We start from the raw sequence: 13,740 nt of genomic DNA on the forward strand, positions 1-13,740 counted from the left end.
GCCGTGCATGACCGCTCATTCAGTCCGCAGGGTCTGCTCCCAATGCGCGCGGTCGATGCGGTACAGCACATGGGGGCGCAGCGGGTGGCCGATGGGCAGGCGGGGGTGGTCGAAGCTGCCATTGACGTCCTGGACCATGCCAATGGCCTGCATGACTTTCTGCGACGGCAAGTTGCTCTCGCTAGTGAACGACACCACCTCCTCCACACGCAATTGGGCGAAAGCACAACGCAGGCAGGTCCATGCCGCCTCGCTGGCAAAGCCCTGACCCCAATGGCGCCGGGCCAGGCGCCAGCCGATCTCCACGGCCGGGGCGAACGGCGCGTCGAAATTGACATTGAGCAGCCCCGTCATGCCAATGAACGCCCCGCTGTCCTGGCGCTCCAGGGCCCACAGGCCATAGCCGTACTCGTTGAAATGCCCGCGAATCCTGCCGATCAGCGCCGCCGCTTCCAGCCGCGTCATCGGCGCCGGGAAATAGCGCATCACCTGCGGGTCGGCACACATCGCAGCGAACTCGCCCAGGTCGTCGTCGTGCCATTGGCGCAACACCAGCCGTGCGCTTTCCAGGTGGAGGATGGGGGTCATGTGAGTGATCTCCGGTTTTGCGGTGTGCCACTTTACAGCGTAGGCGCGGCCACGCGTTTCACCCAACCGGCCCAGCCATGGCAAGATCAGCGCTGGCCCCGATTGCGAACTCCCCATGCCGTTGCCGCTGATCTACCACGAAGACTACAGCCCGGAATTCCCTGCCGAGCACCGCTTTCCCATGGACAAGTTCCGCCTGCTGCGCGACCACCTGGTGGACAGCGGGCTGACCACCGACCAGGCCCTGCTGCGCCCGGACATCTGCCCCAACGACATCCTCGCCCTGGCCCATGACCGCAGCTACATCGAGCGCTACATGAACGGCGACCTGTCCCGCGAGGACCAGCGCCGCCTCGGCCTGCCCTGGAGCGAAGCCCTGGCCCGGCGTACCGTGCGCGCGGTGGGCGGCTCGCTGCTGACCGCCGAGATGGCGTTGCAGCATGGCATCGCCTGCCACCTGGCCGGCGGCACTCACCACGCCCACTACGACCACCCGGCCGGCTTCTGCATCTTCAATGACCTGGCAGTGATCAGCCGCTACCTGCTGGAAGCCGGCCGGGTGCACCGGGTGCTGATCTTCGACTGCGATGTGCACCAGGGCGACGGCACTGCGCGCATTCTCCATGACACATCGGACGCCATTACCGTATCTCTGCACTGCGAGCAGAACTTCCCGGCGCGCAAGGCCCACAGTGACTGGGACATTCCCTTGCCACGAGGCATGGGCGACACGGCCTACCTCAGGGTGGTGGACGATGCGCTGAACTACCTGCTGCCGCTGTACCAACCCGACCTGGTGCTGTACGACGCCGGCGTCGATGTGCACAAGGACGATGCCCTGGGTTACCTGCAACTCACCGATCAGGGCCTGGCGGCGCGTGACGAGCGGGTGATGCGCCACTGCCTGGGCCGCGATATTCCGGTGGTCGGCGTGATCGGTGGCGGCTACAGCAAGGACCGCGAAGCCTTGGCCAGGCGCCACGGCATTCTTCACCACAGTGCAGCGCGCGTCATCGGTTGTTCACAATGACTGTGGAACCGCTTGTGGATAACCTGCGGGAAAGACGCTGCAGCCCTTTACCAGCCTGGGCTGCAGAAAGCTGATCATTTTTTGACCAGTACTTCTGTCGCCTTTGCTGGGCTAGAATAGGCGGTCTTTTCCACAGCCCGCCGCCACCATGCCAGAAAAATCTCCTGTATCCCCTCCCCTGGCCGTCGTCATCGGCGGCGGCCCAGCCGGCTTGATGGCTGCAGAAGCCATGGCCCAGGCGGGCCTGGCGGTGGAAGTGTTCGACGCCATGCCCTCGGTGGGCCGCAAGTTCCTGCTGGCCGGCGTCGGTGGCATGAACATCACCCATTCGGAAGCTTATCCACAGTTCGTTTCACGCTACTTCGAACGCGAGGGCCACATCGACGGGTTGTTGCGCGACTTCGATGCCGATGCCCTGCGCCAGTGGATTCACGGGCTTGGGATTGAAACCTTTGTCGGTACCTCGGGTCGGGTTTTCCCCACGGACATGAAAGCCGCCCCGCTGCTGCGCGCCTGGCTGAAGCGCCTGCGCGACAACGGCGTAGTTATCCACACCCGCCATCGCTGGCTGGGCTGGAATGCCGACGGTAGCTTGCGAATCGCTTATCCACAGGGAGAATTGCAGGTCAAGGCCGATGCAGTGGTGCTCGCCCTCGGTGGCGCCAGTTGGGCAAGGCTGGGTTCCGACGGGGCCTGGCAGCCATTGCTGGCCGAGCGCTCTGTGGATATCTCGCCCCTGCGGCCGAGCAACTGCGGTTTCGAGGTGGAAGGCTGGAGTCCGCTGCTTGTGGACAAGTTCGCCGGAGCGCCGCTGAAGAACATTGCCTTGAGCGTGCCGGGCATGGCGGCGCGCAAGGGCGAATTCATTTTGACCGCGCAAGGTGTCGAAGGCAGCCTGGTGTATGCATGGTCGGCGCAGCTGCGCCAGGCCATCGAGCATGAGGGGCACGCCAGGCTGTTGCTCGATCTGCTCCCGGACAAGCCTGTGGACAAGATTGCCCAGGCACTGGCCAAACCGCGCGGGTCGCGGTCGATGGCCAAGCATCTGCACAGCCAGTTGGGCATCGATGGGGTCAAGGCGGGGTTGCTGCGGGAGCTGACGGATCAGGCAACGTTTGCCGATCCTCAGGCGCTGGCGCGGGCGATCAAGGCCTTGCCGATCACGCTGGTGCGCACGCGTCCGCTCGACGAAGCGATCAGCAGTGCCGGTGGCGTGCGGTTCGAAGGGCTGGATGAAGGGCTGATGGTTCGCCGGATGCCGGGGGTGTTCTGTGCTGGCGAGATGCTGGACTGGGAGGCGCCGACCGGAGGGTATTTGCTGACGGCGTGCTTTGCCAGCGGGTTGCGCGCGGGACGTGCAGCGGTGGGTTGGCTGGCGCGTTCTGCCTGAGTGATTGCCGGGGCTGCTCTGCAGCCCTTTCGCGACACAAGGCCGCTCCCACAGAAGATCGCGTTCCCTTCTGGGGCAAATGTCCTTTTTTTTGGAAGCTGGCGCGATCTTGTGTCGCGAAAGGGCCGCAGAGCGGCCCCAGGGTTCTCAAGGCTTACGCTTGCGCGGTCCGCCATTGAAGCTCGGCACCTTGCGCACGGCCTTGACCGGCGGCTCTTCCCCGGCACTGTCCATCCAGCGCCCCAGCCCACGCTTGGCGCTGTTCTCTTTCGGCTTCTTGGGCTTCTTCGGCTTCTTGATCACCTGGCCACTGGCATCGGTCATGGGCACCCGGTGCTCAGGGATAAAATCCGGTTCCTCATGGCGCGGCAAGGTCTGCCGGGTCAGCACTTCGATCGCCGACAGCATCTGCACTTCATCGGCACACACCAGCGAAATCGCCTCGCCCTTGTTACCGGCCCGGCCGGTACGGCCAATGCGGTGCACGTAGTCCTCGGCCACGATCGGCAGGTCGAGGTTGACCACCAGTGGCAGGTCGTCGATATCCAACCCACGGGCCGCGACATCGGTTGCCACCAGCACCTGGATCTCCCGCGCCTTGAAGCTGTCCAGCGCGCGCTGGCGGGTGGCCTGCGGACGGTCGCCGTGAATGCCGTCGGCATTCACCCCTTCGGCCAGCAAGCGCTCGACCAGCTGATCGACGCCATTGCGGGTCTTGGCGAACACCAGCACCTGCTTCCAGCGCTGCTTGCGCAGCAGGTGCATGAACAGGTCGGCCTTGCGCTTTTTGTCCACCGGCACCAGCCACTGCTTGACCGTGGTCGCCGCAGCGTTGCGCGGGCTGACTTCGATGCTCAGCGGGTCGTTCAAGGCCAGGCCCGCGAGCATGCGGATCTGCTCGGAGAAGGTGGCGGAGAACAGCAGCGTCTGGCGCTTGCGCGGCAACGCGGCGTACACCGACTGCAGCTCTTCGGCAAAGCCCAGGTCGAGCATGCGGTCGGCTTCGTCGAGCACCAGGGTCTGCACCTGGTTGAACTTCACCGCGTTCTGACGGAACAGGTCGAGCAAACGACCGGGCGTGGCAACCAGCAGGTCGACGCCACGGCGCAGGCGCATCATCTGCGGGTTGATGCTGACCCCGCCGTACACCGCGTAGGTGCTCAGCGGCAGGTTCTCGGCGTACTCGCGCACGTTGTTGTGCACCTGCTCGGCCAGCTCGCGGGTCGGCACCAGCACCAGCGCGCGGATCGAGTTGCTGGCGACCTTCTCACCTTCCAGGGCCAGGCGCTGCAGCACCGGCAGAGCGAAGCCGGCAGTCTTGCCAGTACCGGTCTGGGCGGCGGCCATCAGGTCGCGGCCGGCCAGCACAGCGGGAATGGCCTTGGCCTGGACCGGGGTCGGGGTGGTGTAGGCCAGCTGCTGCAAGGTACGCAGCAGGGGTTCGATCAGGCCGAGTTGGGCGAAATTCATGGCAATACCGTCAGGGGGTTCAGCGAAGGCGGCAAGTTTACCGCATCGCCCCTGGCTACTTGCAGATTTCGCCCTTCAACGGCTGCTGGGGCGCCTTGCGCCACTGCGGCAGGCCGATCAGCACCACGGCGCCGATGATCACCGCCATGGCCAGGCATTCTTCCGCGCCAATCGTTTCGCCAGCGAAGAGGATGCCCAGCAGCACCGCCACCGCCGGGTTGACGTAGGCATAGCTGGTGGCAGCGGCCGGGCGCACGTTCTTGAGCAGGTACATGTAGGCACTGAAGGCAAGGATCGAACCGAACAGCACCAGGTAGGCCAGTGCGCCCCAGCCAGCAGCGGTCGGCATCTGCGTCATGCGTTCACCCGACAGCACGCTGCCCAGCAGCAATACCGCACCGCCTACCAGCATCTCGGCGGCACTGGCCATCGGCCCTTGGGGCAGCGGCAGGCTCTTGCTCCATACCGACCCGAACGCCCACGAAGCTGCTGCGAACAGGATCAGCGCCGCGCCGATGGGGCTGGCCTGCAGGTTCGAGCCGAGGTTGAGCAAAGCGATACCGAGCAGGCCGAGGGCGATCCCGGCCCATTCCAGGCGCGAGTTGCGGTGGCCGAACAGCAAACCGAACAACAACGTGAACAACGGCACCGTGGCCACCGCCAACGCCGCCACGCCCGATGCCACGCCAGCATGCTCGGCCACGGTCACACCGCCGTTGCCACAGCTGAGCAGCAGAAAGCCGATGGCACCTGCCGCACGCCATTGCGGCCAGGTCGGTGCAGGCACCCCGCGCCAGCGCAGGAAGCCGTACAGCAGGCCGCCGGCGATCAGAAAGCGCACACCCGCCATCAGCATGGGCGGCCATGATTCGACGCCGATGCGGATGAACAGGTAGGTGGAACCCCAGACCAGGTACAAGGCCAGAAAGGCGCCGATGAGCAACAGCGGAAAGCGACGGGAGGCAGGCATGGCAGGCAACTCAGAAATCCGTTTTCGGGTGACCGAGTTTAAGACCCTGCACAAGTAAAGATAAGTTACAAAACCGTGCGAATCGAGCGGCACACTATCGGTGCACGCGTCAGATGAACCTGGCCAGGGTTTCGCGGACTTTCGCCGCAGGCGTTTTCTGCAGGCGGCAGAGCAGTTCGTGGGAGAGTTGCTGGACGCCGTGGGTCTGGCGCAGCACGCCGGCCAGGTGCTGCAGCAGGTTGGCGGCCATCTCGGCATCGGCCATGGCCCGGTGCGCGGTACCGGTATCCGGCAGCCCGGCCCAACGGGTCAGGGTACCCAGCTTGTGGTTGGGCGCCGCCGGCAGCAGGCGCCGCGACAACAGCAGGGAGCAGGCGAAGGACTGGCGGCGGCTGCGGCCGATGCGGCTCAGCTCGTAGTCCCAGAATTTCTGGTCGAAGGCGGCGTTGTGCGCCAGCAGCGGGGTGTCACCGACGAACTCGGCCACCTCGTTCATCACCTGGTCGACCGCTGGCGCGCTGCGCACCATGGCCGTGGTGATGCCGGTCAGCCCGGCGACGAAGGCGGGTACTGGCACGCCGGCATTCATCAGGCTCTGGTAGCGCTCGACAATGCGCCCGCGTTCCAGCATCACCACCGCCACCTCGGTGGCGCGGCAGCCGGCACCGGGAGAGATGCCGGTGGTTTCAAAGTCGATGACAGCGATACGTTCCATGAAAAGACCTTAGTGCTTGAGTAGCAGCGCGCCCTCGATGGGCACATAGCGGGTGGCGGCGCGAATCAGCGACAACGCCGTCAGCCCGGGAACGCCATAGACCACGGCCTCGGTGCCGTGGCGCTGGATGACCCGCTCCAGCAGCAGGTCGAAGTCGCCATCACCGGAGGCCAGCACCACCTGGTCGACCCGGCTGGCTGCATCGATCACATCGAGGGTGATGCCCACGTCCCAGTCGCCCTTGGCCGAACCGTCGCTGCGCTGGATGAAGGGTTTGAGGCGCACGTCGAAACCCAGGTTGCGCAGGATCTGCTGAAACTGCTGCTGCTTGCTGTCGCCGCGGTCGATGGCATAGGCCACGGCCTCGACGATCTCGCCCTCACGGCTGACGTCCTTCCACAGGGCGGTGTAGTTGAAGTGGCAACCATGGGCCTGGCGCACGGTGTAATAGAGGTTCTGCACATCGGCGAACAGCGCGATCTTTTTCACCTGGGAACCTCCCCTGTCTGCTGGGGCTGCTGTGCAGCCCTTTCGCGACACAAGGCCGCTTTCACAAGGACTGCGCCAGTTTCGGACACTGAGCAATCTCTGTGGGAGCGGCCTTGCGTTGCGAAAGGGGCGCACTGCGCCCCCAAAATTCCAGCAGTATGCCAGAGCTGTCAGACGTATGAATCATCGTCCGAGAAGAAGCTGCCATCATCACTGCCGTAGTCGGTGTCGGCAAAACTACCCTGGTCATTCCAGCCACCCGTATCGCTGGCCGATGCCGGTTCTTCCCTGATCACCTCGACCACTTCTTCAGGCTGCGAGTGGTGATTGAACAGGCTGCTGATGCCTTGCGCCAGCAACACGCCACCGGCGACACCCGCAGCGGTCTGCATTGCACCACCAAGGAAGCTGCTGGCACCGCTGCGCGCCGGCGCGGCGCCAAAGCCGGCCTGTTGCGATTGTGCCTGCTGCTGGGAGAAGCCCGGTGCGTTCGGCTCACGCCACCCGCCCCCCGATGCCACCGGCGCACTCGGGCGCTGCGGCTGAACCGGCTCCGGATTGCGCGCACCGGCACCGAAAATGCTGGAGAGGAACCCACCCCCGCCATTGCCGCTGCCGGCACGGGTTGCCTCGAGCTGGGCCCGGGCCTGTTTCAGTTCGGCCTCCAGCTGCTTGTTCTGCTCGTCCAGGCGCTTGATCGCGGCTTCCTGAACCAGGATCGCCTGGGCCATGTAGTAAGGTGCCGCCGGCTGCTGGCGGACATGCTCCTCGATCCGCGCCTGCGCCTGCGCATCGCGCGGCTGGCTCGGGTCCTCGGCTTGCTTGATGCGGCCGAACAGGCCATCGATCAGGGTTTGTTCATCAGTGTTCATTGGGCTACCTCATGGGCTAGCAGGACATCGGACATGGCAAAGATGGGGCGCTGGGGCGGCGGATTCAATCACCGCACGGGTGAAACTTTTTTCAGCAAGTGACAGCTCTGGGCTAAAGTTAGGCCCCCGCTTTTATTGCCTTGCGATGTTGACTGATGAATCCGCTGAGCGTTCTGCGCGACTCCCTGTACTTCTTCCGCTCCCACCTGGCCAGCATCGTCCCGCTGTGCCTGCCGCTGGTGGTGCTCGAAGCCCTCACGACCCAGTTGCTGTACCGCCAGCTGGGCGAGCAGGCCTCTCCCGTCTACGGGATGCTGATCAGCCTGCTGATCTACCCGCTGTACAGCGCTGCACTGATCCTTTACCTGGACACCCGCAGCAATGGCCAGGACATCCCCAGGCGCGACCTGTTCGCCCGTGCCGTGCAGCTGTGGCCGCAACTGGCCCTGCTGATCCTGATCAGCTCGCTGCTGATCATGGCCGGCCTTGCGCTGCTGGTCTTCCCGGGCGTGTGGATCATGATCAACCTGGTGTTCGCCGAGTACTTGCTGGTGCTGCGTGGCCTGCCAGTGGTGCAGGCGATGCGCGAAAGTGCGCGCATGACCACCGGGCACTTCATGCGCATCATGGTCTGCGTGCTGGGTGTACTGGCGCCGATCTGGCTGATCGACGGGCTGCTGTCCATGGCCATTCCGGAGCCCTCACCCGCAGCCGAGCTGGCCATGGACAGCCTCAGTGGCTTCCTGCAACTGTTCAGCACCGTGGTGTTGTACCGCCTGTTCATGCTGCTGGAAGGCGAAGCCGACGCCTGAAGAACTGTTTCAAGCTGACGTAACGCCTGGGCCTCTGCCAGGGTGCCTGCTCCATCATCAAGGAGACGCACCATGAGCCAGCCATCTGATACGGCAGCCTGGGCAGACGGCCATTCCTTTCTCGGCCAGATTTACCTGCGCAAGGACCACGCCTGGGTCCCGGTACACACCCAGGCCATCCACTACGACCTCAGCTTCGGCGTGGACGTGGAGAGCGAAAGCGGCTGGTTGCAGACCGGCGGGTCGGCTCCCGCAGCGGTGTTCCAGTTCCGCTTCCACTCCAGAGCCTCGGAACGCCTGCACTATCGGGTATCCCTGGCCGCCGACAGCACGCGGCGCCTTGGCGCCGTCAAAAACGGTTACCTCGGGCTCTACAGCCCGGATGAGGCAGCCAACTTCTGGAAACTGCAACCTTTGGAATGGGCACCCAACCAGTTACGCTGCCTGTTCCGTGATCACCTCGGGCATCAAGTCAAAACCGAGCCGATAAAAGGCAAGCGTGGCGCCTACCTGACGATTGGCGCTGGCGAGATGCACGAGTACCTGATCAAGCGTGCCCACTGAGGGCACGGGCATTCGCCACTGGGTCATACGCCCCATCGAAGCCATCACTCAGGTACCCCGCGGCTTGGCCCGCGCCGTGGCCTCGGCCACCAGCCCTGATCTGCGTGCTGGGTGTACAGGCGCCGATATGGCTGATCGATGGGCTGTTGCTGATGGCCTTTCCCGAGCCGGCAGCGGGCGTCAAACTGGCCCTGGACAGCCTGAGTGGCTTCCTGCAGCTGTTCAGTACGGCGGTACTTTATCGCCTGTTCATGCTGCTGGAAGGTGAGACGGCTGCCTGACGGCACCATGACACCGAAGCGCTAGAGGAAGGAATTCGGGCTCCAGCGCAGCGTGACCAGTGCATAAGGTGGAATCTCGTCAACCTCGGAGATTCCACATGGACCACGACATTGAAAGCCGCTTCGCCAAATCTTTCACAGGCCAGCTCTACGCAGTCGCCACAGAAAAGTGTGTGCCCTTGCGACTGAGCAGCAAAAAAGACAAATGGGGTTGGGGCTTCACGCCCGAAGACGACTGGCTCATGGCAGGTGGCGACCGAGAATCCATACCGCTGAGCTTCACCTTCGACTCGCAGACGCAGGACCGGCTGCATTATCACATCAACCTCGCGCAGCAGCCCCACAAGAAGCTTGGCCGCAGCATCGGTAGGTACCTTGGTTTCTATGTACGTGCGCAAGTAACCGACTACTGGAAGATCGAACCGCTGGAACTGACAGCGGGTGGCCTTCTGTGCCACATGCGTGATCATGAAGGCAACCTGGTACGGGCCCTCAAGGACACCCCCCATTTCAGCGGTCAAACCATGTACCTGCTCAATGCAAGTGAAGGCGATGTTCTTGTCTTCCTTCTCCAGCAGAGCGGCTGATCGACTGACGTTCAGGTTCCGCGTGGCTTGGCCCGCGCGGTAGCCTCGGCCACCAGGGGGTCATCCGGCCAGTAATGCTTGGGATAGCGCCCCTTCAAGTCTTTCTTCACTTCGGCATAGGTTGTGCGCCAGAAGTTGGCCAAGTCCTGGGTTACCTGTACAGGCCGCCGTGCTGGCGACAACAGATGCAGTTTCACCTGCTGCCGGCCTTGGGCGATGCGCGGGGTGTCCGCAAGGCCGAACAGCTCCTGCAGACGCACAGCCAGAATCGGCGGGTTTTCGCTGTAGTCCAGGCGGATGTTCGAGCCGGATGGCACCATAAGATGCGCTGGCGCCCATTCCTCCAGGCGCTGTGGCAATGGCCAGGGCAGCAGATTGCGCAAGATCGATGGCAGGTCCAGGGCGGCGAAGTGGCTCAGGCGCGACACCTTGCCCAGGTAAGGTTGCAACCATTCTTCCAGACTCGCCAGCAACGCCTCGTCACCCAGGTCGGGCCATTCGCTCTGCCCGTCCTTGTGTAAATCCAGCTGGCGCAACAGTGCGACCCGCGCTTGCCATTGGCGCAGCTCTGGGGTCCAGGTCAGCAGGTTCAGGCCCTTGCGCCGCACCAGACCAATCAATGCCCGGGCGCGGGCTTCGTCGTCTAGGCCGGGTAGCGCCTCGCGGCTGAGCACCAGCTCGCCGACCTTGATCTGGCGCTCGGCACGCAGCACCTGTTCGCGTTCGTCCCAGTCGAGAATGTCGACGCGCTCGACCTGTTCGGCCAGCACGCTATCGAGCAGCGCCGGGTCGAACTCGGCAGCCAGATAGATGCGTTCTTCGCGCTGGCCCTGGCGGCTGCCCAGATCGGCGATTACCAACCACGGGCACTTCATCAACGCGTCGACCTCGGCGAACAGGGCTGCACGGCCGTTGGCCAGGCGATACTCGGCACCGCCCTCACGACGCTGTTGGGCGACCCGATCTGGGTAGGCCAGCGCCAGCAGGGCACCGAGCCAACGTGGATGATCAGGATCGGCCACTGCGGCGCCAGGCTGGCCGCGCAATAGCCCCCGGTATTGCCGAGCCAGCTGGCGGGCGCGCTGCACGCCGCCCTGGCCGCCTCGGGAGATCTTGCTCTCGCCACTGACCAACGCCAACCGGCTGTGCAGGTCGGCACCACCGCCGCGCTGGATATCGCGTTCGCCAAGCAAGGCGGCGACATCGCAGGCCATTGTTGCCAGGCCCAGGTCATGGCCGCGTAGCAGCAGATGGGCGATTCGCGGGTGAGCCGGCAACTCGGCCATGGCCTGGCCGTGGTCGCTGAGGTTGTCGCGGCTACCCGGCTTGAATGCGCCCAGGCGCGCCAGCAGGTCCTTGGCCTGGGCAAACGCTGCGCCGGGCGGCTGGTCAAGCCACTGCAACTGGTCTGGTGCAACCCCCCAGCGGGCCAGCTGCAGAGCCAGGCCGGCGAGGTCGGCCTGGAGAATCTCGGCGCTGCCGTGGGCGGCCAGTTGATCATGCTGGGCCTCGGACCACAGGCGGTAGCACACTCCGGGCTCCAGGCGCCCGGCACGGCCGGCGCGCTGGGTGGCACTGGCGCGGGAAATACGCTGGGTATCCAGGCGGGTCATGCCACTGCCCGGGTCGAAACGCGGCACCCGCGTCAGGCCGGCATCGATAACCACCCGCACACCCTCGATGGTCAGGCTGGTCTCGGCGATGTTGGTGGCCAGCACCACCTTGCGCAGGCCCTTGGCCGGCGGGTCGATGGCCGCGCGCTGCGCATTGAGGTCGAGTTCGCCATGCAACGGGCAGAGCAGAACCTCTGACCGTTCACCCAAGGCGTCCTGCAGGCTTTGATGCACACGGCGGATCTCGGCCTGGCCTGGCAAGAACACCAGTACGCTGCCAGGTTGCTCGGCCAACGCCAGCAGCACGTTATCCACAACCCGTGGCTCGACGAATTCGCCCGGCTGGAACGGCCGGCCCCAGCGAATATCCACCGGGTGCATGCGCCCTTCGCTGCTGACCACCGGCGCGTCGTCGAGCAGCCGCGACAGGCGCTTGCCTTCCAGGGTGGCGGACATCAGCAGGATCTTCAGCGCCGGGTCGTCACGCAACAGTTCGCGGCCATTGAGGCTCAGCGCCAGGGCCAGGTCGGCATCCAGGCTGCGCTCGTGAAACTCGTCGAAGATCAGCAGGCCCACGCCTTCGAGCGCCGGGTCGGATTGCAGCCGGCGGGTGAGGATGCCTTCGGTGACCACCTCGATGCGCGTGCCGGGCCCAACCTTGCTGTCCAGGCGAATGCGGTAGCCCACGGTTTCGCCGACCTTTTCACCCAGCTCGCTGGCCAGGCGCTCGGCCGCCGCCCGCGCCGCCAGACGGCGCGGTTCGAGCATGAGAATGGTCTGCCCGGCCAGCCATGGCTCGTTCAGCAGTGCCAGCGGCACACGGGTGGTCTTGCCCGCACCGGGTGGTGCTTCGAGCACTGCCTGGTCATGGTTTGCCAGGGCTTCGCGCAGGGCGGGCAAGACAGCATCGATCGGTAAAGAAATCATGGTGGTCCTCGAACAGTCTGGCGAGTATAACGGCGAACCTGGCCTGCTCTATCATGGTCTTAGCTTCAGGTGCCGGCGCTTCGCTTGCCCTGCTGAACACCTTTCCGGAGATTTACATGCGCATCCCATCCCGCGTCATTGGTGGCGCCCTGATCGTCACCCTGCTGACCCAGCTGACGGCCTGCGGCACTATTTTCTACCCCGACCGCCGCGGCCAGATCGGCGGCAAGATCGACCCCGTGGTTGCCGCGATGGACGCGATCGGCATCCTGTTCTACGTGATTCCGGGGCTGATCGCCTTCGGCATCGACTTCGCCACCGGCGCCATCTACTACCCGGGCGGGCACACCGCCCAGGTCGACCCGGCAAAATTGCAGGAAGCGGTCAGCCCGGATGGCAAGGTCGACAACCTCAAGCTGCAGGCCATCCTGGAAAGTGAACTGGGCCAGCGGCTGCCGCTGGACGACCCACGGCTGATCCAGCACCGCGGCAGCGTCGAGCAGCTGGCGACCCTGGGCCTGATCCCTGCGGCCTGATACTCACAAGGACATCACCCTGGGCATGATTACCCCGGCCGAACACCAGCGCCTGCTGCGCCTGGCCACCCGCGCCTCACTGGCGGTGGCCAGCATCCTGGTCGTGAGCAAGGCCGTGGCCTGGTGGCTGAGCGGCTCGGTCAGCCTGCTGGCCGGGCTGACCGACTCGGCACTGGATGCCGTTGCCTCGTTCCTCAACCTGCTCGCCGTGCATTACGCCCTGCGCCCGGCCGACGACGACCACCGCTTTGGCCACGGCAAGGCCGAGGCCCTGGCCGGCATGGCCCAGGCGCTGTTCATCGGGGTGAGTGCGGTGCTGATCGGGGTACAGGCTGTCGAGCGCCTGCAAGCGCCGGCGCCGCTGGGTGATACGGCCATCGGCATCGCCGTGATGCTGCTGTCGCTGGCGCTGACCGTCGCCTTGCTGGCGCTGCAGCGCAAGGTCATTCGCCTGACCGGCTCGACCGCGGTGCGTGCCGACTCGCTGCACTACCGCTCCGACCTGCTGCTCAACGGCAGCATCCTGCTCGCCCTGCTGCTGGCACGCTTCGGCTGGCCGCAACTGGATGCGCTGTTCGGCCTGGGCATCGCCTTCTACATCCTCTGGAGTGCACTGCAGATCGCCCGCGAAAGTACGGCGATACTCATGGACAAGGAATTGCCCGGCGACATTGGCGAAGGGATGGTCGAACTGGTGCTGGGCATTTCCGGTGTCAAAGGCGTGCATGACCTGCGCACGCGGGTGTCGGGCAACCAGTGGTTTGTGCAGTTGCACCTGGAGCTTCCGGGGCAGCTGCCGCTGAACGAGGCCCATGACCTGTGCGTGCGGGCCTCGGAGGTCATCCGCCAGCGTTATCCACAGGCGGATGTGATGGTGCATGCCGACCCTGTCTGAA

At 64.8% G+C, this 13,740-nt stretch carries 14 protein-coding genes and 1 pseudogene; 8 read left to right on the plus strand and 7 right to left on the minus strand.

Annotated elements, in window-relative coordinates:
* Positions 1–15: 15 nt before the first annotated feature.
* Positions 16–588, minus strand: a complete 573-nt coding sequence (locus ACIPW4_RS17290; RefSeq protein WP_400659907.1) for a GNAT family N-acetyltransferase — start codon at positions 586–588, stop codon at positions 16–18.
* A gap of 115 nt (positions 589–703) precedes the next feature.
* Here ACIPW4_RS17290 and ACIPW4_RS17295 point away from each other — a divergent pair, with 115 nt between their 5' ends.
* A complete protein-coding gene (locus tag ACIPW4_RS17295; RefSeq protein ID WP_400659910.1) occupies positions 704–1,618 on the plus strand; it encodes a histone deacetylase in 915 nt (304 codons plus the stop codon).
* A 148-nt stretch (positions 1,619–1,766) separates the two neighbouring features.
* Positions 1,767–3,008 (plus strand): TIGR03862 family flavoprotein, encoded by a 1,242-nt coding sequence (locus tag ACIPW4_RS17300; RefSeq protein ID WP_400659911.1) that lies wholly within the window; start codon positions 1,767–1,769, stop codon positions 3,006–3,008.
* A gap of 147 nt (positions 3,009–3,155) precedes the next feature.
* Here ACIPW4_RS17300 and ACIPW4_RS17305 read toward each other — a convergent pair whose 3' ends face one another.
* From ACIPW4_RS17305 to ACIPW4_RS17325, 5 genes are all read right to left on the minus strand, one after another.
* A complete protein-coding gene (locus tag ACIPW4_RS17305) occupies positions 3,156–4,478 on the minus strand; it encodes a DEAD/DEAH box helicase (RefSeq protein WP_400659913.1) in 1,323 nt (440 codons plus the stop codon).
* A 55-nt stretch (positions 4,479–4,533) separates the two neighbouring features.
* Entirely contained in the window at positions 4,534–5,448 is a 915-nt protein-coding gene (gene yedA / locus ACIPW4_RS17310) for a drug/metabolite exporter YedA (RefSeq protein ID WP_400659915.1), read from the minus strand.
* Positions 5,449–5,557: 109 nt separating this feature from the next.
* Complete coding sequence (locus tag ACIPW4_RS17315) at positions 5,558–6,163, minus strand: PolC-type DNA polymerase III (RefSeq protein ID WP_400659916.1); 606 nt, start codon at positions 6,161–6,163, stop codon at positions 5,558–5,560.
* A gap of 9 nt (positions 6,164–6,172) precedes the next feature.
* Positions 6,173–6,652, minus strand: coding sequence for an NYN domain-containing protein (locus ACIPW4_RS17320; RefSeq protein WP_027917740.1), 480 nt, complete (start codon positions 6,650–6,652; stop codon positions 6,173–6,175).
* Between the two features lie 170 nt (positions 6,653–6,822).
* Complete coding sequence (locus ACIPW4_RS17325) at positions 6,823–7,524, minus strand: DUF2076 domain-containing protein (RefSeq protein ID WP_400659917.1); 702 nt, start codon at positions 7,522–7,524, stop codon at positions 6,823–6,825.
* A gap of 155 nt (positions 7,525–7,679) precedes the next feature.
* Here ACIPW4_RS17325 and ACIPW4_RS17330 point away from each other — a divergent pair, with 155 nt between their 5' ends.
* The 4 genes and pseudogenes from ACIPW4_RS17330 (at position 7,680) to ACIPW4_RS17345 (ending at position 9,768) form a co-directional block, all read left to right on the plus strand.
* Positions 7,680–8,336: a YciC family protein gene (locus ACIPW4_RS17330; protein ID WP_400659919.1), complete on the plus strand. Its 657-nt coding sequence runs from the start codon at positions 7,680–7,682 to the stop codon at positions 8,334–8,336.
* A gap of 72 nt (positions 8,337–8,408) precedes the next feature.
* Complete coding sequence (locus ACIPW4_RS17335; protein WP_400659921.1) at positions 8,409–8,900, plus strand: hypothetical protein; 492 nt, start codon at positions 8,409–8,411, stop codon at positions 8,898–8,900.
* 95 nt (positions 8,901–8,995) lie between these two features.
* Positions 8,996–9,181 (plus strand): annotated as a pseudogene (locus ACIPW4_RS17340) (hypothetical protein); the annotation flags it as partial.
* 98 nt (positions 9,182–9,279) lie between these two features.
* Positions 9,280–9,768, plus strand: a complete 489-nt coding sequence (locus ACIPW4_RS17345; protein WP_400659923.1) for a hypothetical protein — start codon at positions 9,280–9,282, stop codon at positions 9,766–9,768.
* Between the two features lie 11 nt (positions 9,769–9,779).
* Here the strand turns inward: ACIPW4_RS17345 and hrpB are convergent, their stop codons facing one another.
* A complete protein-coding gene (hrpB, locus tag ACIPW4_RS17350) occupies positions 9,780–12,308 on the minus strand; it encodes an ATP-dependent helicase HrpB (protein ID WP_400659926.1) in 2,529 nt (842 codons plus the stop codon).
* Between the two features lie 116 nt (positions 12,309–12,424).
* On the opposite strand from hrpB, the gene ACIPW4_RS17355 reads away from it, so the two are divergent.
* The gene (locus ACIPW4_RS17355; RefSeq protein WP_400659929.1) at positions 12,425–12,844 is read left to right on the plus strand and encodes a polyribonucleotide nucleotidyltransferase; all 420 of its coding nucleotides are present in this window, start codon (positions 12,425–12,427) and stop codon (positions 12,842–12,844) included.
* A gap of 25 nt (positions 12,845–12,869) precedes the next feature.
* Entirely contained in the window at positions 12,870–13,739 is an 870-nt protein-coding gene (locus ACIPW4_RS17360) for a cation diffusion facilitator family transporter (protein ID WP_400659931.1), read from the plus strand.
* The last annotated feature ends 1 nt before the right edge of the window (position 13,740 follow it).

The organism is Pseudomonas sp. NPDC089996 (assembly GCF_044748405.1).
Lineage (GTDB): Bacteria > Pseudomonadota > Gammaproteobacteria > Pseudomonadales > Pseudomonadaceae > Aquipseudomonas.

Coding starts and splice junctions, on each gene's coding strand:
- ACIPW4_RS17335 (WP_400659921.1), top strand. CDS start 8,409: ATGAGCCAGCCATCTGATACGGCAGCCTGGGCAGACGGCCATTCCTTT.
- ACIPW4_RS17355 (WP_400659929.1), top strand. CDS start 12,425: ATGCGCATCCCATCCCGCGTCATTGGTGGCGCCCTGATCGTCACCCTG.
- yedA (WP_400659915.1), bottom strand. CDS start 5,448: ATGCCTGCCTCCCGTCGCTTTCCGCTGTTGCTCATCGGCGCCTTTCTG.
- ACIPW4_RS17290 (WP_400659907.1), bottom strand. CDS start 588: ATGACCCCCATCCTCCACCTGGAAAGCGCACGGCTGGTGTTGCGCCAA.
- hrpB (WP_400659926.1), bottom strand. CDS start 12,308: ATGATTTCTTTACCGATCGATGCTGTCTTGCCCGCCCTGCGCGAAGCC.
- ACIPW4_RS17330 (WP_400659919.1), top strand. CDS start 7,680: ATGAATCCGCTGAGCGTTCTGCGCGACTCCCTGTACTTCTTCCGCTCC.
- ACIPW4_RS17300 (WP_400659911.1), top strand. CDS start 1,767: ATGCCAGAAAAATCTCCTGTATCCCCTCCCCTGGCCGTCGTCATCGGC.
- ACIPW4_RS17305 (WP_400659913.1), bottom strand. CDS start 4,478: ATGAATTTCGCCCAACTCGGCCTGATCGAACCCCTGCTGCGTACCTTG.
- ACIPW4_RS17325 (WP_400659917.1), bottom strand. CDS start 7,524: ATGAACACTGATGAACAAACCCTGATCGATGGCCTGTTCGGCCGCATC.
- ACIPW4_RS17360 (WP_400659931.1), top strand. CDS start 12,870: ATGATTACCCCGGCCGAACACCAGCGCCTGCTGCGCCTGGCCACCCGC.
- ACIPW4_RS17315 (WP_400659916.1), bottom strand. CDS start 6,163: ATGGAACGTATCGCTGTCATCGACTTTGAAACCACCGGCATCTCTCCC.
- ACIPW4_RS17345 (WP_400659923.1), top strand. CDS start 9,280: ATGGACCACGACATTGAAAGCCGCTTCGCCAAATCTTTCACAGGCCAG.
- ACIPW4_RS17295 (WP_400659910.1), top strand. CDS start 704: ATGCCGTTGCCGCTGATCTACCACGAAGACTACAGCCCGGAATTCCCT.